Source organism: Nitratireductor basaltis (assembly GCF_000733725.1).
GTDB classification, from domain to species: Bacteria; Pseudomonadota; Alphaproteobacteria; order Rhizobiales; family Rhizobiaceae; genus Chelativorans; species Chelativorans basaltis.
Genome location: NZ_JMQM01000001.1, coordinates 2121139 through 2135193 on the forward strand (window position 1 = coordinate 2121139; position 14055 = coordinate 2135193).

Annotated in this window: 28 protein-coding genes, 1 tRNA gene and 1 pseudogene; 17 read left to right on the forward strand and 13 right to left on the reverse strand. The window is 56.2% G+C overall.

Annotated features, from left to right (window positions below; translation table 11 throughout):
- Positions 1-208: 208 nt before the first annotated feature.
- The 11 genes from EL18_RS10225 to EL18_RS18205 all read right to left on the reverse strand — a co-directional run bounded on the left by EL18_RS10225 (position 209) and on the right by EL18_RS18205 (position 4846).
- Positions 209-589 (reverse strand): hypothetical protein, encoded by a 381-nt coding sequence (locus EL18_RS10225; RefSeq protein WP_161781991.1) that lies wholly within the window; start codon positions 587-589, stop codon positions 209-211.
- Positions 510-869, reverse strand: coding sequence for a hypothetical protein (locus tag EL18_RS10230; RefSeq protein ID WP_036482550.1), 360 nt, complete (start codon positions 867-869; stop codon positions 510-512). The genes EL18_RS10225 and EL18_RS10230 overlap by 80 nt, the downstream gene beginning before the upstream one ends.
- Positions 866-1141: a hypothetical protein gene (locus EL18_RS10235; RefSeq protein ID WP_036482554.1), complete on the reverse strand. Its 276-nt coding sequence runs from the start codon at positions 1139-1141 to the stop codon at positions 866-868. Before EL18_RS10235 ends, EL18_RS10230 begins: the two co-directional genes overlap by 4 nt.
- The gene (locus EL18_RS10240; RefSeq protein WP_036482558.1) at positions 1138-1335 is read right to left on the reverse strand and encodes a hypothetical protein; all 198 of its coding nucleotides are present in this window, start codon (positions 1333-1335) and stop codon (positions 1138-1140) included. The genes EL18_RS10235 and EL18_RS10240 overlap by 4 nt, the downstream gene beginning before the upstream one ends.
- Positions 1332-1700, reverse strand: coding sequence for a RusA family crossover junction endodeoxyribonuclease (locus EL18_RS17345; RefSeq protein ID WP_152552995.1), 369 nt, complete (start codon positions 1698-1700; stop codon positions 1332-1334). The genes EL18_RS10240 and EL18_RS17345 overlap by 4 nt, the downstream gene beginning before the upstream one ends.
- Positions 1701-1839: 139 nt before the next feature.
- Positions 1840-2082 carry a hypothetical protein gene (locus tag EL18_RS10250; RefSeq protein WP_036482561.1) on the reverse strand — a complete coding sequence of 81 codons (243 nt, stop codon included), beginning with the start codon at positions 2080-2082 and terminating at the stop codon, positions 1840-1842.
- An 18-nt stretch (positions 2083-2100) separates the two neighbouring features.
- Positions 2101-2517 (reverse strand): hypothetical protein, encoded by a 417-nt coding sequence (locus EL18_RS10255; RefSeq protein ID WP_036482564.1) that lies wholly within the window; start codon positions 2515-2517, stop codon positions 2101-2103.
- A gap of 484 nt (positions 2518-3001) precedes the next feature.
- Positions 3002-3298 carry a hypothetical protein gene (locus EL18_RS10265; protein WP_036482570.1) on the reverse strand — a complete coding sequence of 99 codons (297 nt, stop codon included), beginning with the start codon at positions 3296-3298 and terminating at the stop codon, positions 3002-3004.
- A gap of 291 nt (positions 3299-3589) precedes the next feature.
- Positions 3590-3943: a hypothetical protein gene (locus EL18_RS10270; RefSeq protein WP_036482573.1), complete on the reverse strand. Its 354-nt coding sequence runs from the start codon at positions 3941-3943 to the stop codon at positions 3590-3592.
- A gap of 85 nt (positions 3944-4028) precedes the next feature.
- The gene (locus EL18_RS10275; RefSeq protein WP_036482577.1) at positions 4029-4505 is read right to left on the reverse strand and encodes a hypothetical protein; all 477 of its coding nucleotides are present in this window, start codon (positions 4503-4505) and stop codon (positions 4029-4031) included.
- Complete coding sequence (locus EL18_RS18205) at positions 4502-4846, reverse strand: helix-turn-helix domain-containing protein (RefSeq protein WP_244444549.1); 345 nt, start codon at positions 4844-4846, stop codon at positions 4502-4504. Before EL18_RS18205 ends, EL18_RS10275 begins: the two co-directional genes overlap by 4 nt.
- Between EL18_RS18205 and EL18_RS18210 the strand changes: the two are divergent.
- Positions 4802-4906: pseudogene (locus EL18_RS18210) on the forward strand (helix-turn-helix transcriptional regulator); the annotation flags it as partial. The gene EL18_RS18205 and the pseudogene EL18_RS18210 sit on opposite strands and share 45 nt — an antisense overlap.
- 147 nt (positions 4907-5053) lie before the next feature.
- Positions 5054-5413, forward strand: coding sequence for a S24/S26 family peptidase (locus tag EL18_RS18215; RefSeq protein ID WP_051914015.1), 360 nt, complete (start codon positions 5054-5056; stop codon positions 5411-5413).
- Positions 5414-5431: 18 nt separating this feature from the next.
- Here EL18_RS18215 and EL18_RS10295 read toward each other — a convergent pair whose 3' ends face one another.
- The gene (locus EL18_RS10295; RefSeq protein ID WP_036482581.1) at positions 5432-5905 is read right to left on the reverse strand and encodes a helix-turn-helix domain-containing protein; all 474 of its coding nucleotides are present in this window, start codon (positions 5903-5905) and stop codon (positions 5432-5434) included.
- A gap of 84 nt (positions 5906-5989) precedes the next feature.
- Between EL18_RS10295 and EL18_RS10300 the strand changes: the two genes are divergently transcribed.
- From EL18_RS10300 to EL18_RS10370, 14 genes are all read left to right on the forward strand, one after another.
- Positions 5990-6184, forward strand: a complete 195-nt coding sequence (locus EL18_RS10300) for a hypothetical protein (protein WP_036482584.1) — start codon at positions 5990-5992, stop codon at positions 6182-6184.
- Positions 6185-6446: 262 nt separating this feature from the next.
- Positions 6447-6851: a hypothetical protein gene (locus tag EL18_RS10305; RefSeq protein ID WP_036482587.1), complete on the forward strand. Its 405-nt coding sequence runs from the start codon at positions 6447-6449 to the stop codon at positions 6849-6851.
- Positions 6851-7189 carry a hypothetical protein gene (locus tag EL18_RS10310; RefSeq protein WP_036482590.1) on the forward strand — a complete coding sequence of 113 codons (339 nt, stop codon included), beginning with the start codon at positions 6851-6853 and terminating at the stop codon, positions 7187-7189. Before EL18_RS10305 ends, EL18_RS10310 begins: the two co-directional genes overlap by 1 nt.
- A 741-nt stretch (positions 7190-7930) precedes the next feature.
- A complete protein-coding gene (locus EL18_RS17975; RefSeq protein ID WP_161781992.1) occupies positions 7931-8107 on the forward strand; it encodes a hypothetical protein in 177 nt (58 codons plus the stop codon).
- Positions 8104-8607 (forward strand): siphovirus Gp157 family protein, encoded by a 504-nt coding sequence (locus EL18_RS10325; RefSeq protein WP_036482599.1) that lies wholly within the window; start codon positions 8104-8106, stop codon positions 8605-8607. The genes EL18_RS17975 and EL18_RS10325 overlap by 4 nt, the downstream gene beginning before the upstream one ends.
- A gap of 27 nt (positions 8608-8634) precedes the next feature.
- Positions 8635-9306 (forward strand): phage replication initiation protein, NGO0469 family, encoded by a 672-nt coding sequence (locus tag EL18_RS10330; RefSeq protein WP_036482602.1) that lies wholly within the window; start codon positions 8635-8637, stop codon positions 9304-9306.
- Positions 9307-9446: 140 nt separating this feature from the next.
- Complete coding sequence (locus EL18_RS17590) at positions 9447-9728, forward strand: hypothetical protein (RefSeq protein ID WP_200875515.1); 282 nt, start codon at positions 9447-9449, stop codon at positions 9726-9728.
- Positions 9725-10324, forward strand: a complete 600-nt coding sequence (locus EL18_RS10340) for a hypothetical protein (protein WP_036482605.1) — start codon at positions 9725-9727, stop codon at positions 10322-10324. The genes EL18_RS17590 and EL18_RS10340 overlap by 4 nt, the downstream gene beginning before the upstream one ends.
- Positions 10321-10593 carry a hypothetical protein gene (locus EL18_RS10345; RefSeq protein ID WP_036482608.1) on the forward strand — a complete coding sequence of 91 codons (273 nt, stop codon included), beginning with the start codon at positions 10321-10323 and terminating at the stop codon, positions 10591-10593. Before EL18_RS10340 ends, EL18_RS10345 begins: the two co-directional genes overlap by 4 nt.
- Complete coding sequence (locus tag EL18_RS10350; RefSeq protein WP_051914018.1) at positions 10586-10939, forward strand: HNH endonuclease; 354 nt, start codon at positions 10586-10588, stop codon at positions 10937-10939. Before EL18_RS10345 ends, EL18_RS10350 begins: the two co-directional genes overlap by 8 nt.
- On the forward strand, positions 10936-11568 hold the full coding sequence (locus EL18_RS10355) for a hypothetical protein (RefSeq protein ID WP_036482610.1): 633 nt from the start codon (positions 10936-10938) through the stop codon (positions 11566-11568). The genes EL18_RS10350 and EL18_RS10355 overlap by 4 nt, the downstream gene beginning before the upstream one ends.
- Entirely contained in the window at positions 11565-11954 is a 390-nt protein-coding gene (locus EL18_RS10360; protein WP_036482613.1) for a hypothetical protein, read from the forward strand. Before EL18_RS10355 ends, EL18_RS10360 begins: the two co-directional genes overlap by 4 nt.
- A complete protein-coding gene (locus EL18_RS10365) occupies positions 11954-12214 on the forward strand; it encodes a hypothetical protein (protein WP_036482614.1) in 261 nt (86 codons plus the stop codon). Before EL18_RS10360 ends, EL18_RS10365 begins: the two co-directional genes overlap by 1 nt.
- A gap of 376 nt (positions 12215-12590) precedes the next feature.
- Positions 12591-13430 (forward strand): site-specific integrase, encoded by an 840-nt coding sequence (locus EL18_RS10370; RefSeq protein WP_244444550.1) that lies wholly within the window; start codon positions 12591-12593, stop codon positions 13428-13430.
- Between the two features lie 116 nt (positions 13431-13546).
- On the opposite strand, the gene EL18_RS10375 is transcribed toward EL18_RS10370, so the two are convergent.
- A tRNA-Thr gene (locus EL18_RS10375) sits at positions 13547-13621 on the reverse strand.
- Positions 13622-13758: 137 nt separating this feature from the next.
- Between EL18_RS10375 and EL18_RS10380 the strand changes: the two genes are divergently transcribed.
- Positions 13759-13953 (forward strand): hypothetical protein, encoded by a 195-nt coding sequence (locus EL18_RS10380; protein WP_036482617.1) that lies wholly within the window; start codon positions 13759-13761, stop codon positions 13951-13953.
- Positions 13954-14055: the final 102 nt, after the last annotated feature.

A 14055-nucleotide genomic window follows, 5' to 3' on the forward strand; every position in this document is an offset into this window, starting at 1 on the left:
TCCTCATGCCACTTTACCTGTGCGAGAACGTAAGGGACGCTCGTCCCGTACTCTGCTGCTACTTCGCTTACCGGTGCGCCCACCTTTACCGCTTGCGCCATCCTCTTGCGCTCTGCGTAGCTGTAGTTCGCGCTCTTCCCAGTCGCCCCAATCACCTGTTGCGATTGCACGTAGTTCCTTTGTCCATCGTAATTGGTACGCCACATGTTCATGCTCCCTGCCCTTTTTGTTCTTTCTGAAATTCGCCGTTTTCCCATCTCGTCAGGAAATGACGTGCTGGACGCCTTCCCTGCGCTGGTTGCGGCAACTTCTCTGCTGCCTTGATCTTGCGAAAGTCGATGTAGCTTTGCCGCTCCTTCACCTGCTGGGTGAATTGGGCTGTTGAAGGTGCAAAGCGTGCGTCATGCCCGACAACCTCGCCCTTGCGGTATCGCAGGCAAGCTTCATGGACTGCCTCAAAGCTGTATTCATCCACGCATTCCAGAAAGCTCGTAAGCTGCATCTCTGGATCAATGCCATTCTGTGGAGGGAAGGAATGAAGCATCACCGCTATCGCTTTGAGAGATTGTTTTCTGTCGTTCGTGTTCACTTTCACGCTCCAGGCGCTGTAGGATTGAATTGCTGGCGGAAAGGAGGTTGTTCGGGCGCTGTGGCTCCCACTCGTCTTCCCACCCTTCTGAGTTGAGCCATGTCGCGGGATGTTTGAAGTCCATCCATGCAGGCTTGTGCGCCTGATATTCCGCAATGGCTTTCAACATCTGGCACAGCGTTGTTTTCTTGATAGCCTTTTCGAATGCCTTGCGAGCATTGCCCTTCGCCACGCGGCGCGGGTAGTTGGCCCAAAAGATTTCGAATGCGTCTTCGCTCATTGCTCGCCCTCACGCGTAACCGTCACATTGATATCGCGCTCGTCCATGAACAGGTTCATCAGTTGCCCACAGATGCGAGCCTCAACCTTCGCTCTCGCACGAACTGCGGAGGTTTCAACGCCGTGCGTGATGCACAGGCCACCAAGGAAAATCCAAAAGATGCTAGGAACCGCACCCTCAACCTCGAAGCCAATTGCCATCAGGATACCGCCAAAAATGGCGACGAGGGCCGGAACCGAACTTTCGTAAAATTCATAGAGCCACTTCTTCATGCTGCCTTGTCCTTGTCCCGTTTTGCCGCATGCTCATAGTCAGCAGAGGCTTGCTTGAGTGCGGCTAGGTTTGCCTCTTGATCTTCAACTTCATGTCGAGGGCGCTTTGTCCCGTGGTCGCGGAGCCATGTTTCCTTGCTCCAGATCATGCGCTGTAAGCGGAAGGCCATTTGCTCGTGAGGGATGCGGTTCATGCTGCCATCGCCTCTGTTCTACGGATGCGGATGACACAAGGCGGGCCTTCATCCACCCATCGGGCGGTCAACTCGACCACTTGGCTATCGTCGCAAATCGTTCCCGTCGTAGTCAGAAGATCCAGGCTCGCTTTCAGCAGGTTATCAATGTCTGCCTTCTTGCCGGCAGGCCGGTAAGCCTCGAACTCCACGGCAATGTCGCCCTTGATCTGCTTGTGCTTCCCGCCTGCATTGCGTTGCTGAATGAGGAACCAGCCAGCTTCATCTATCCACTGCTTGTATAGCTTTGACTTGCGGCGCTTGTTTCCAAAGCCGTTGTATAGCTTCCAGATTGACGGAGGCATGGGGAGTTCGACCGTCAGCATCTCACACCCACCCCGCGAGCCAGCAGAGGCCGTAAAGCACCGCGAACAGAACAGGTGGCGCACAAAGGCAAACACCTATCTCTCTTGATGTGGGATGATGCTTGTTGAAGTAGCTCATGTTCCCCAACCCCTTTTGAGATTATCGGGCGAGTTCGTCCAAGCGGGCGCGGGCTTGCTCGATTGTCATGGTGTGGCGTTTTGCATGGCCGGTTGCGCGAACCGCGATGACGAAGAAGCCGATGATAACGCCGGCCCACTGCATGGCACTGCTCTCCAAGAGAACACCCACGCCAATGAGAGTGAGAAACGTTGCAAACGTCCCTACATCGCGTACAAGGCTTTGAACCACGCCTTCCTTGATGATGATGACTTCCTGCTTCATTCGTCTTTCTCCGCCATCTTAATCAGCGCCATACCCCAGCCCTGTAGCCTGCCCCCGTAGGCCAGCAATTTCCGCCCGATAAAAATCAGAATTGATTGCCTCCAGTTGAGCGGCGAAGAATTCCGCCCGCCTCTGGTGGATGAGTGCTTCGTGTCTCGCACGGGCCAACCCCTTTTCGTTGTGCTTCTCAACCGCTTCGCGAACCGTGTCCGCTATGTCAGCCGGTATTCGCTTGATCTTCTTCCAGCGCAGCCGCTCGATTACCGTCTGTGATAGGCCGGTAATGCGGGAAGCCCGCCAATTCTGCTCTTTGGCCGTGCCGTCTCCACCTAACAGGCGGACGGCTGAGGCCATCTCGTCGGCAATCAACTCAGCACGCATGATTTCCGGCTCGCGCCGTGAAATTTCTCGGTCGCGCCTCTGGTTTTCCGTCATCGTGAAATTCCAATCCGCTACGTTTCCAGTCATCGGAAACAGCAGCAAGGAAAGGACGACAGCAGTGATTGACTACTCTGCGGACGCGAAACGGCTCCTGGAAAAGCTTGACATGCGCTCGCGTAGTAGGGGTGGGGTTTCGGGCGTCCCAAAACAAAGGCCCGAAGAGATTCAGAATACGCGCTATGCCCTCGGCGCGTTTGTGCAGGGAGGCGGATATCCCCGTCCTCGTCTTAGCCGCCTCCCTGCGCTCAGGCTTGCCGCCGCAAATTGCAATGAGAGAGTTCATGTCATGCCCTCCAATCTTGGAGGATGTCGATAACCGCTAGGATCGCGGCCAAGGGCAGAAGGAGCGGGCCAACAATCAGAATCGCCAGCCGCTCCCACACAGGCAAAGGTTCATCCCGCCTGACGCTGTTCACCATAGCGGCTACAGCCAGCGCGGACCCACACGCGAGGTAGAGGTATGCGACAAGCCAAGCCATTATCCTGCCTCCGAAGCCCAATGCTGAAACCACTTGGTGAAGCGCGGGCCGCTGCTCTGACCTTCCGTAACCGTCTGCGTGGCGAGAACGGCGATAAGCCCTTGCATGTCGATCTGGTCGGAACCCTTGCGGCGCATTTGAACGCGACCGGTTACACCCTTGGCGACCAAGGCACGCGCTCCATCGCAAAGAGGCTCGCGGCACGACTTCACGAGGATTTCGCCTTCGTGCCAGACGCGGAAGCGCTCACCGGAAGCGGTCGCATGGGTCCGTTCAATTTCAATGATGGCGCTCATCACCAGTACCTCGCTTTGCTGACGGTCCACGGCGAATACAATTCCGAGCAGGCCGGTCGGTCATCACGGATTGGGGTCGCCCCCGCATCTGCATTGGAAACCCGCTGCAATGCGGTTTCTCCACCTGCTCGGATACTGCCGATAACAAGGCGGAGTGACCTTGCTTTCCCGCTTGAAACACGTTCGGCAGTGGAAGAAGTGGCACCGGAGGCCGGGAGGAAAGCCCCCGGTGCGCGGTCAACCGTGGGGAGGTGGCCACGGTTATTCGTGTTGGCTGGTGAGAGGGTCATGTTAGCGGCCCTCTGCTTTGTCGATTGCGCGGGTGACGCTTTGGAGCAGAGTCATTTCCACGTTCGGATTTGGCCCGTCCTGCGTGAACTCCGCGTCAGCGAAGCGGTCGAAGTATTCGGCGCATTCGTGAAGCGCTTCCAGCAGATAGCCGTACTGCTCCGCGACCTCGCGGCAGTTCTTCGCGTTGTAGACATTCGCCCAATGTGCGCTGTCCTCGCCTTTGGTCGGGCGCTGCTCGAAGTACAAAGCCGCCTTCATAAGGAAATGCTGCGCTTTCGTCGTGCCGCGTTCCTCAGCAAGCGCCTCCTGATAGGCAGCTTCATTGATGAACATGCTCTTGGAGAGGTTGCTCATGCCGCGTTCCTCCGCGCTATGAATGCAACGATGGTGATGAAGGCGAAGGCCAATAGGTCGGTGAAGGTGATAGCGTCAGCGTATGTCATGCTGCCCTCCACTCGGCAGGGAGACGCGACAGGTCAGCCGTGCGGCGTTCCTTCTTCGTCATGCTCTTGAGCACCTGATGGAGCGGGCGCAAATCACCTTTGAGGCCCGCGCGAAAATGAGACGGCCACATGCAATGTGCCGCGTGCCAGAAATCTTCGCCGCTCTTGAGCCTCAATGCCTTCACACCACGCGAGCCGAAGAATGCTTTCAGGCTCTCACACTCGGCATGGCTCAGCCCGTGGTCCTGCTTCTGACGCTTCACCTTACGGCTGGTCAGCGCCGCCTCGATGCGTCCGAGAATGCCGGTGTCTTCGCGATTGCTGAAATCCACTCCGGCTCGCTTCAATGCACCCTCGGGAAGCCGGTCGCCAAGAATGACGGCGAACCAGTAATCAGTCATGGAACGATCATCGATCTTTACGCCCATTGCCGTGAGGTAGGAGGCGCAGCGCGGATACGCATGGACACTCATGCGGCTTCCCCTTCTTCCTCGAACCAGTCACGAGGCTTGACCTTCCCCTTGGTGGCCCGCTGGATCTTCAAGATCATGTTGCGGTCAGGGAAACGCTCGCCACGGACATACCGGCTAATGGCTGCTTGGCTGATCCTGAGAGCGTCAGCCAGAGTTGCCTGCGATGTTCCTGTCGTTTCGAGATACTGTTTTAGCTTCATGATGAAGCGACAATACCAGACTGGTATGAGATTGCAACCCCAAAAAATACCAACTTGGTTTTTGCGCTTTCCCGCAGGTGGGGCTAACGGGATGCCATGAACACGCTCAGGGAATTGCGCGAGGCTTTGGGCCTCAGCCAAGGAGACCTTGCTAAGCTTGCCGGAACCTCTCAGCCGCAAATCCAACGGCTTGAGACGGACGAAAGGAAGCTGTCTGTAGAATGGGCGAAGCGACTGGCCCCACACCTCAAGACAACTGCCGTACAGATACTTTTCCCGGATTCACCGGCCAATAACGTTCGCCTTCCGATAGTTGGCTCCGTTGGAGCTTCAACCGGAGGAGAAGTTATGCACGATACTGATCATGGACCCTTTGGCGAAATCCTGGCACCGGTCGGATCGACTGGCAGGGAAGTCGCTGTCGAAGTTTCGGGGCACTCCATGGGTATGTATGCACCCAATGGCAGCCTGATCCTATACGAGCGCCGATTTGACCCACCGCAGGATCACATGCTTGGCCATGTTTGCGTGGTGGGTCTGCCGGATGGCCGCGTTTTGGTGAAGCGGCTTTTGAGAGGCAGCAAACCGGGCCTTTTTGACCTCGAATCCATCATTGGTGAGGTTCTTAGGGATGAACCTGTTGAGTGGGCTGCTGAGGTAGCCATGGTGGTTCACCCCAGTTATGCGAAAAAGCTTCGAGAGCCCTAGTTATATAAAACTCCCCTCTCAGTGCTCTATATACCCATCAGAGTATAACCTTTGGGTATTGTGCCCTTTGGGAATTAGTCTGACATTTTTGTCACCTTGGGGAGATGACAATTCTGTCACCATGTCCCAAGGGGCAATGATCTCGTATTTGTTGACGGCAGTGTTTTTGCCTCTCTGGCTGTCTCGCTTCACCAATAGAAGCTGCTCGCCAGTTTGCGTCACCTCGCCGGTCTTTTTGTCGGCGCGGTAGCCTTCGAGTTCCTTCACGGCCCGAATGATCGTGCGCGGCGTGACCTCGAACTTCTTGGCCATGGTCTCGATCTTGTACCACATATGGCCCTTCCGGTAGTTGATGCGCCGGGCAATCCAGACACCCACCACACGGGCCATAGGGCTTAGGTCATTAACAGTCAGAACATGGTCAATCCATGCGTCTCTGCGCCGGTAGAAGTTAGCTTTTAGCGGATCGTCGGGAGATTTTTTTTCAGTCATACGTCTATCTATACCAGATTGGTATTGACATGCAATGCCAGAGTGGTATGGTTCCTCTCAACAACGACACGAGAGGACGACGCAATGAAACAGGTCACGCGAGACGAGTTCTTCAAGCAGATCAACGAGCAGAAGCTGGATGTTCTGCCGCGCATCGTAACGGACAAGTACCCCTACACGTCGAACTGGGAGTTCAGAGGGAGCCGCGCCCTGTACGGGAAGACGGTGGGCCGCACAGAGGCTGGTTGCACAGTCACCGACTATTTCCTCGCGTCCTAACCCTCAACAGCAAACGAGAGGACAGAGCAATGAGCATGTGGTGGCTAGAACCAGGATGGACTGAAGCGTGCTGCTCAAGCTGCGGGGCAAAAATCTGGCCCGAGGGAGACCCTGATTGGGGTTTGTGCTGGCCCTGCATGCAGCACCAGAGCGAAGCGCAGCAGCAGGAGCAAGAGGCAGAATCTCGCTACCAGCACGAAATGGAAGAGATGGAACGGCAGTACAGGCTCGAATCTCTCTCCAAAGCCACAGGAGAACAGTCATGAGCCAGTTCAAGCCGATAAGCGAGTGGATCGCGGAGGGTGTGAACCCTGTGGGGTATGTCGATGACTGCGGTCGTGCCGTCACCCGCGTGGTGCTGGCGGATGGCGGCAATTATGCGTCGGTCGGAGCAACCACCATGTCGTCCCTCTCCCACCCCGTCGCCCCACCAGCACAGAAGCGGTTGAGCGATGAGGCGTTGCTGGTGAAGTACCGGACCGCCTGTTCGCTTCATGAAAGCCGAGAAGTCCGCACCCAAATTCTTGCGCGCATGAAGGGACCGACGCGGGGAGAGGTGGAAACTGCGCTAGAGGAATTATTCGGTAAGTGCGGTATCTCGTACAAGTTCTACCAAGGAAACCGGCACGTTGCCGCATTCCTCTCCATGTTTCCGGAGGGCGAGTGATGCGCGTCACCTACGAAGCAGACCTGCGCACAGCAGCCGGAAGCGTATGGCTCCCTGACTATGCGTGCGACCTGGAACTTTCACTTGATTGGGACAATGGCGAACCATGCCTGTCTGTCGATGATGTTCTTGTAGACGTGTCCGGTTATCGCGAGCCGTCCAATTACATCTCGATGCTAGGCGGGGAAGCTGACCCGCTCATGGCGCAAGTTGGTCAAGCCATTCAGAAGCAGGCGGAAGAAGATGACGCGCTTCTGGCACGGGTTCTCGCAGAAGAAGGCATCTACTGGATAGGCGGGGGTAACAACCCTGATGGCCGGTGGAGGGTCGCGTCATGAGTGAACCCCTCAGCAAAGAAGATCGTCGTCTTATCGAGGCTCTGAGGTCTTACGCGAAAGACGGACAGCGGCAGCCGTTCCCATTCGACACTCTCAACTACACCCTTTGGACGGCGGCGGATCGGATCGAGCAATTGGCGCGACAAGACGATGCTCCGAGCGGGGAGAAGCCATGACCTCCCAAGCCCTAGACCGCCTCGTTCGTCACATCATCGCGGCAACCGTCGCAGGACAGACACAGCTAGCTCAAGAGCTACGCAAGGAAATGGAGAAGTCCAATGCTTGACTGTCTCGCAAGCCAGAGAATCCCCACCGCCCTCTTGGTGTCCTTCCTCATTGCCCTTGTCGTTGTGACAGGCGCGATTGAGTCCACCGTTCCTATCGCAGCGAGGTGAGCCATGAGCAACATAAATGCACGAGCAAGGGGTATACCGCGTCTGATCGATAATGCAGCAACAGCATCTCAGAACGCCAGCCTCATTGACGACGAGGTAACGCGCGAGGCGATCACAATCAACGTAGCGGCTCCTTTCCTACGCGCTCTTGCCGCCTCAGAAGCCCGTGAAGCTGGTCTAATAGCGAAGCTGGAGAAGGCTAAGGGCTATCTCGCTGAGGCAAATTGTCCGCGCCCCTGCAACGATAGGCCGTATGGCTTCTCAATTGGCGAGTGTGTCGGGGCTGGTGAATGCGGCTGTTCTGACGGTCGCCATTTACAGGAGATTTCAGACAGCGAGGTCGGCCATGAGTAAGATCGAACGCTTCATGGCAGAGGACGCAAAGCAGGCCGCCCTGGAATGCCGCCGCTTTGCCCGTGTCCTCCTCCGCTGGGGAAAGCCTAACGCGCACCGCGAATGGATGCGCCGCGCTATCCGCTACTGGAAGAACTTCAAGCACTACAGCAGGAGGGCCGCAGCATGAGCGCCCTATACGTGGATGCGGCATATCTCAAGCACGAGATTACCCGCATCATTAGCGACTATCCAGAACTGGCAGGCGATGAAGACCTTCGCGCCGACATGCTGGAAGGCGAAACGGATCTGAACCGCGTGGTCGGCAAGGCGCTGAACGCACGGCAGGAAGCCGCTTCCATGGCTGAGGCTATCAAGAGCCGTGAAGAAGACTTGAAGGTGCGTCGCGCTCGTTTCGAGAAGAAAGCCGACGCCATGAAGGCTCTTATCCAGAGCGTCATGGAGTCCGCAAACCTCGACAAGCTTACGTTGCCAGAGGCGACCTTATCCATTCGCAAGCCGCTTCCAAAGGTGGAAGTGACCGACACCGAACAACTCCCGCAGGGCTTCTACAAGCTTGAGCGGAAGGCCGACAAGACCGCGCTGAAACAAGCGCTCATGTCTGGCGAACAAATCCCAGGCGCTGAACTGGCTCTTGGTGATGACACCCTGTCGATCAGGGTGAAGTGAACAGGACATCAAAAAGGAACTGAAAAGATGTACGTACCGAAAGACGAAGCACCGAAATTTGACCCCTGCCCGCAGGGAACGCATACCGCACGTTGCTTCCGCTTCGTGGACCTTGGAAGTCACGAGCAGAAGTATCAGGGCGAGAGCAAGGGCTTAAAGCGCCTCGTGATGCTCTCGTTTGAGATACCCGGCGAACGCATGGATGATGGTCGCCCCTTCACTATCTCCAAGCGCTATACGTGGTCAATGCACGAGAAGTCCACGCTGCGCAAACATTTGGAAGCATGGCGCGGCAAGAAATTTCAGGAATCCGACCTTGGGCCGGGCGGCTTTGATATCCGCAACGTCCTTGGCAAGACCTGCACCATTACGGTTGTCCATCGCGAAAACCATGAGGGTGATGTCTTCGCTGCAATCGACAGCATCGGCGCGCCCATGAAGGGGATCACTCTCCCCGAACAGGAGAACGAGACTGTTTATGTCGCTCTAGAACCCAAGTTCTTTGAGCAGGCAGAATACAACAAGCTCAGCGACAAGATGAAAGACTTCATTGCGCAGTCGCCTGAGTGGTCTCGCATCCTTGACGGCAATGTCAACGGGTACGCGGAGAAATCACAGCCTTCGAGTGCGGGCTATGACGAGAGCAATCCGCCACCAATCGAAGACGACAACGTAACCGACTATCTCATGGCGGGGTAAAGACAATGCAGGGCGCACCGAGGGCAATACGAGCACGCTACGCAGACTGGAAGCCGGTGAAAGGCAGGAAGGTTTTGCAAGTCGTTCTGGAAGTACCGTTGGAGCAGCAGGGCGAAGTATTGAACCTGTTAGGTGCGCCCATGCCTGACCGTGACTTATGGGTTGCAGTCGCTCTTCTCGAAGACGGGAAGAATGAGAACTTCAAGGGCGGCAAGAACGCTCAGAAGGCAGGCATTCTATGCGGGGAAGGCGCGTTCCAACGCTTCATAGGTGCGAACAATCCTGAACAAGCCGCCATCCGACTTCGCCAGCGGTGCGGTGTGGAAAGCCGCATCCATCTGGACCATGACGAGGATGCAGCCCGTGAGTTCCGCAATCTCGTAACCGAGTACGAGAATTGGACACGAGGGATAGCAGCATGACAAAGACACTCAGCGTCACAGGCTACATTCGCCGCGCACCATCAGATCCATATGCAGAAGCACGGGAGCGCAAGACACAGCAGCTACAGGCGGAAGTGCGAGAGATGAAGCGCAAGGACAACATGAGCGAAGACCTGAAGGAAGGGAACATTTATTTCTGGCGCTGGGCAGATGCAGAACGCGATGCGCAGTGCGGCCCCTACCAGTCCTATCACTGCTGTTCGCAGTTGGCTGTCGTGACCAACGGCAAGCTGATGGACACCTATTGGCATGGGTCCGACAATAAGGTTCTGGACCCCGCTTCCGTTTCCCTGACCTTGCTCGGGAACAAGGATGATCTTGTCGAAATCAGGGAGTGGAACATTCACTATTACCGCCCCGAAGACATTATCGACATGCGGCACCCAAACAATTCGTCCGGACCGATCTACTTACGCAAAGGCGCGGATCGTGATGCCGAGACCATGCTCAAATTGATTGAGAGTCGACTTGAACAGATCAGGCGCGACATTGAGTTCGGCAAGCGCCGCCTTGAACTGCTTACCACACAAGCCGAACAGGTGCGGGCCGGGAATCTGAGTGAGGTGTATCTATGATCGAAGACCTGATTGAACGGCTTCGAGCACAGGACAAGCCGGTGTGCAAAGAAGCCGCATGCGAGATCGAACGCCTGCACACGAAATTGAAAAAGGCTGAGATGCTAATCGATGCAGCGGAAGATGAAATTGAATTCATGCGCAATGCCGCAAACGAGAACGCCAAGCGAGCCGAAGCAGCAGAGAAGTGGCTAACGGAGAAGGGCGAACGGATCGCCGCTATGAGCGCCGCCCTCGAAGCCAATGAGAAGGGAGCGAGTAGTGGGTAAGCGCCTGGAGTTCTCCCGCAAGGTCAAGCGCCAGATCATCGAGCGTGCAGGCGGATGCTGTGAGCGATGCAGCGCCAAGCTTAAAGCAGGTGAAGGCGAGGTTGACCATATCCTTCCCTCCGAGCTTGGAGGCGAGGCTACGCCCGCGAATGGACAATGGCTCTGCAAAAACTGTCATCGCGAGAAGACCACCCGCGACGTTCGCATGATCCGCAAGTCAGACCGGATGCGCGACAAGCACACCGGAGCAATGAAACGCAAATCCAGCTTTGGCCCTCCGCATTTGAAGAAGAAGATTTCCGGCGAAGTGGTCGATACGAGAACAGGCGAGGTAGTGGGACGATGAACGTGAAGGTGAAGCCGCTTGAGTGGGAAGTAGAAGGAGGTTGGCGTCATATCGGACGCCCGACAGCGAGATTCGCAGACTTCTGCTATTGGGTTATGCATCAAAATAGAGGGTACGTAGTCCCAACTCTAAAGGAGGTCCGCCCAACACTAGAGGAAGCCAAAGCTCTAGCGCAGGCTGATTACGAAAAGCGCATCCTCTCCGCCCTAGAGCCTGCCCCCAAGGTGACAGAATGCGATGCGCTGCTCATTCTCAACGAAGACACGATAACCGTTTCTTACGAGACAGCAGAGCAGGCCCGCGCTGCATATGACGTTATTGAAGCCGTGGTGTGTGGTTCTCCTACCCCCAAGGTAACAGAGCCTGTAGCGGTGCTTTCTGTGTTTGAAAGCGCCATGTGCAATGGAAGGCGGTCAGGGTCTATTCGAGGGTGGGACGAGCTTATCAAGAAACTCCCCTTGGGCGAATATCCGCTATACACCTCCCCTGCCCCCAAGGTGACAGAGGAAGCGGTGGAGCGGTTGGTTGCCGCCATAGAAGGTGAACTCGACGGCCTTTCGATCACCAAGGCTCAGGCACGCACTCTGCTCGAATACGCCCTCGAAGCCGCTCAGGGAGGGGAAGGATGAAGGCTGAATATCTAATCAGAAAAGGCGGTTATTACTACCGACCCAACTCGTTAGGTTACACCACTAAAAAGTCTGAGGCTGGCCGCTATACCAAGGAGGAAGCGGAGCGCGAAGCAAGCGTTGAACCTTGGCGCATGCAAGCCATTCATCAAGACGTTGTGCCGGATGATCCATTGCCTCACGGCTACCGCATCCTAGCGCCCGGAGAACTGGACGCGGAGACATTGGAGAAGGCTGCGCAGGTGGCTGACCAGTACAGCACGAACCCACTTGTGGCCGCTAAGGGCTGGGATGACGAGCAGAGAGATTACCATGAGACAGGGCAGCTTGATGCGTCCTTGGCAATCGCCACCGCCATCCGTTCATTAAAGGGAGGGAGCGAGTGATGGGCGGCACATCAGATTGGAATGACTTTCGCATGTTTGACATTCCGACCACCGGCAAACCCCGTAAGCGAGGTTTTCAGTCCAGGAGCGGCAATTTCAAATGGCGACAGTCAGGAGGTTACGTGATCGACATGCGAGATATGTCTTATCTACATCTGCTGAATGCGATCAAAATATGCCAAGCCACAGGGAATAACGGAAAAGCCGAACAGCTTCGTATCGTATTGAACGAACGGGCAACAGAGGGGAAGGCCGAATGAGCGCAATCCCGAAACCCCTAACAATGGAAGAGGCGGCAGAGGCATTAGGCGTGTCCCGCCGCGCCTTTCAAGATATCATCAAGCGCCATCCCTACTACTACCCGAACGGACGCCGGAAGCTGTTCACGCCAGACGATATCGCAGCAATCCGGCAGGGCTTGAGAATGGAAGAACAATGCCGCTTAAACTCATTGACCCAAAGCCAGGGAAAACGCCGAACTACTACATCAGGGGCACCTACCTCGGGTGCTATGTGGACGAAAGCACAGGCACTTCTAACAAAGCCGTCGCGCGGCAGATCATCAAGGCCAAGCGAGAGGCAATCGAACGTGGTGAACTTCAATCCCGCAGACAGCTAAAGCAGGAACCTACCTTCTTGAGCGCGGCAATCTCATACATGAGCGCAGGAGGCGAACGTCGCTTCATTGGCGAGTATGACGAGGAACGCAGGCAATGGAAGGGGCTTATCGCCGTGCTTGGTGAAACGCTCCTGAAAGACCTCGACCAGCAGACGATAGACAGCGCAGCGGCCTTGCTGTACCCGAACGCAAGTGCTGCCACGCGCAACCGACAGGTTTACACGCCTGTCTCTGCCATCCTTCGCCATGCAGGCGTTGAGATGCGTCTGAGGCGACCGAAAGGTGCGCAGGGCAAGCAGCGCCTTGACTGGCTACAGCCAGAGCAGGCCGAACGTATATTCGCGGCAGCGGAGAAGATAGACGAGGAATTTGCCGCGTTCCTGATCTTCCTTTGCTACACTGGTTGCCGATTGAGCGATGCGCTCAAGCTGACATGCGACCGGCTGGCACTGGCTGAATCCTTCGCCTTCTTCGAGGAAACCAAGAATGACGAGCCGAGAGCGGTTCACCTTCCGCCGATAGTGGTCACGGCATTGGCGAACCTGCCACGAGGCATGGAACGCGGGAAGCAGACGGTTTTCCGGTTCAGGAAGAACGGCCATCTCTACAACCTGCTCAAGCGCGTGAAGGCGAAGGCGGGTGAGGACGTGGCATTCGTCACCTTCCACACATTCTCGCACACATGGGCGACGTGGATGCGGCGCTATGCCGGTCTGGATACACGGGGATTGGTTGGCACGGGACGCTGGAAGGATCTGAAATCAGCGGCGCGTTATGAGCATGTCGTGGTTTCGGAGGAAAGCATGAAAGCGAATCTTCTGCCGACACCGAAACGAAAGAGGAACAAGGCAGGGTGAGAGTCCACGGATTTTCCACGGATAAAACCGCTGTGTACTACCAATGTTCTCCACTGCATGCCAGTTGGCTATAATGGCCGGAACATGCTAAGATGCTGAAATGACTTGAGAAATGATGGTGCTGCCGGAGAGATTTGAACTCTCGACCTCTCCCTTACCAAGGGAGTGCTCTACCCCTGAGCTACGGCAGCGCCTCGAAGTCGGCGGGGTTCTGCCATATCGCTTGGCGAAGCGCAAGCGGTTCATTGCAATGAATTGCGAAGTTGGGAAATCTTCTTTTTAAAGCTTCGAAAGGATGATCCTGCACAAGGGAGAATTGAGGACCATCATGAGTGGAAAAGACAATCCGGATCAGGGTGCGCAGGACCCGCGCAAGAGGCGGTTGGCGGAGGAGTTGCGTGCCAATCTCGCACGGCGCAAGGCACAGGCGCGTTCCCGGCGTGCTGGTGCAGCCGATGACCGGGACGAGGGAATCAGCGCTGCACGCGCGAAACCATCTCCAACAGCTAATGAAAAGGGCTGATGGGGAGAAGTGACGCATTTTCTTGAACGCGGGCCGCGCTTGCTCTAGACCGGTCTGCCACACCAGAACCCCAGAAGCCGGGACATGATAGACCCGGGAAAG

Bases quoted from the DNA above. Each gene is read 5' to 3' on its own strand.
- EL18_RS10230 (WP_036482550.1), bottom strand. From the start codon at position 869: ATGAGCGAAGACGCATTCGAAATCTTTTGGGCCAACTACCCGCGCCGC.
- EL18_RS10235 (WP_036482554.1), bottom strand. From the start codon at position 1,141: ATGAAGAAGTGGCTCTATGAATTTTACGAAAGTTCGGTTCCGGCCCTC.
- EL18_RS10240 (WP_036482558.1), bottom strand. From the start codon at position 1,335: ATGAACCGCATCCCTCACGAGCAAATGGCCTTCCGCTTACAGCGCATG.
- EL18_RS17345 (WP_152552995.1), bottom strand. From the start codon at position 1,700: ATGCTGACGGTCGAACTCCCCATGCCTCCGTCAATCTGGAAGCTATAC.
- EL18_RS10250 (WP_036482561.1), bottom strand. From the start codon at position 2,082: ATGAAGCAGGAAGTCATCATCATCAAGGAAGGCGTGGTTCAAAGCCTT.
- EL18_RS10255 (WP_036482564.1), bottom strand. From the start codon at position 2,517: ATGACGGAAAACCAGAGGCGCGACCGAGAAATTTCACGGCGCGAGCCG.
- EL18_RS10265 (WP_036482570.1), bottom strand. From the start codon at position 3,298: ATGAGCGCCATCATTGAAATTGAACGGACCCATGCGACCGCTTCCGGT.
- EL18_RS10270 (WP_036482573.1), bottom strand. From the start codon at position 3,943: ATGAGCAACCTCTCCAAGAGCATGTTCATCAATGAAGCTGCCTATCAG.
- EL18_RS10275 (WP_036482577.1), bottom strand. From the start codon at position 4,505: ATGAGTGTCCATGCGTATCCGCGCTGCGCCTCCTACCTCACGGCAATG.
- EL18_RS18215 (WP_051914015.1), top strand. From the start codon at position 5,054: ATGCACGATACTGATCATGGACCCTTTGGCGAAATCCTGGCACCGGTC.
- EL18_RS10295 (WP_036482581.1), bottom strand. From the start codon at position 5,905: ATGACTGAAAAAAAATCTCCCGACGATCCGCTAAAAGCTAACTTCTAC.
- EL18_RS10300 (WP_036482584.1), top strand. From the start codon at position 5,990: ATGAAACAGGTCACGCGAGACGAGTTCTTCAAGCAGATCAACGAGCAG.
- EL18_RS10305 (WP_036482587.1), top strand. From the start codon at position 6,447: ATGAGCCAGTTCAAGCCGATAAGCGAGTGGATCGCGGAGGGTGTGAAC.
- EL18_RS10310 (WP_036482590.1), top strand. From the start codon at position 6,851: ATGCGCGTCACCTACGAAGCAGACCTGCGCACAGCAGCCGGAAGCGTA.
- EL18_RS17975 (WP_161781992.1), top strand. From the start codon at position 7,931: ATGAGTAAGATCGAACGCTTCATGGCAGAGGACGCAAAGCAGGCCGCC.
- EL18_RS10325 (WP_036482599.1), top strand. From the start codon at position 8,104: ATGAGCGCCCTATACGTGGATGCGGCATATCTCAAGCACGAGATTACC.
- EL18_RS10330 (WP_036482602.1), top strand. From the start codon at position 8,635: ATGTACGTACCGAAAGACGAAGCACCGAAATTTGACCCCTGCCCGCAG.
- EL18_RS17590 (WP_200875515.1), top strand. From the start codon at position 9,447: ATGCCTGACCGTGACTTATGGGTTGCAGTCGCTCTTCTCGAAGACGGG.
- EL18_RS10340 (WP_036482605.1), top strand. From the start codon at position 9,725: ATGACAAAGACACTCAGCGTCACAGGCTACATTCGCCGCGCACCATCA.
- EL18_RS10345 (WP_036482608.1), top strand. From the start codon at position 10,321: ATGATCGAAGACCTGATTGAACGGCTTCGAGCACAGGACAAGCCGGTG.
- EL18_RS10355 (WP_036482610.1), top strand. From the start codon at position 10,936: ATGAACGTGAAGGTGAAGCCGCTTGAGTGGGAAGTAGAAGGAGGTTGG.
- EL18_RS10360 (WP_036482613.1), top strand. From the start codon at position 11,565: ATGAAGGCTGAATATCTAATCAGAAAAGGCGGTTATTACTACCGACCC.
- EL18_RS10365 (WP_036482614.1), top strand. From the start codon at position 11,954: ATGGGCGGCACATCAGATTGGAATGACTTTCGCATGTTTGACATTCCG.
- EL18_RS10380 (WP_036482617.1), top strand. From the start codon at position 13,759: ATGAGTGGAAAAGACAATCCGGATCAGGGTGCGCAGGACCCGCGCAAG.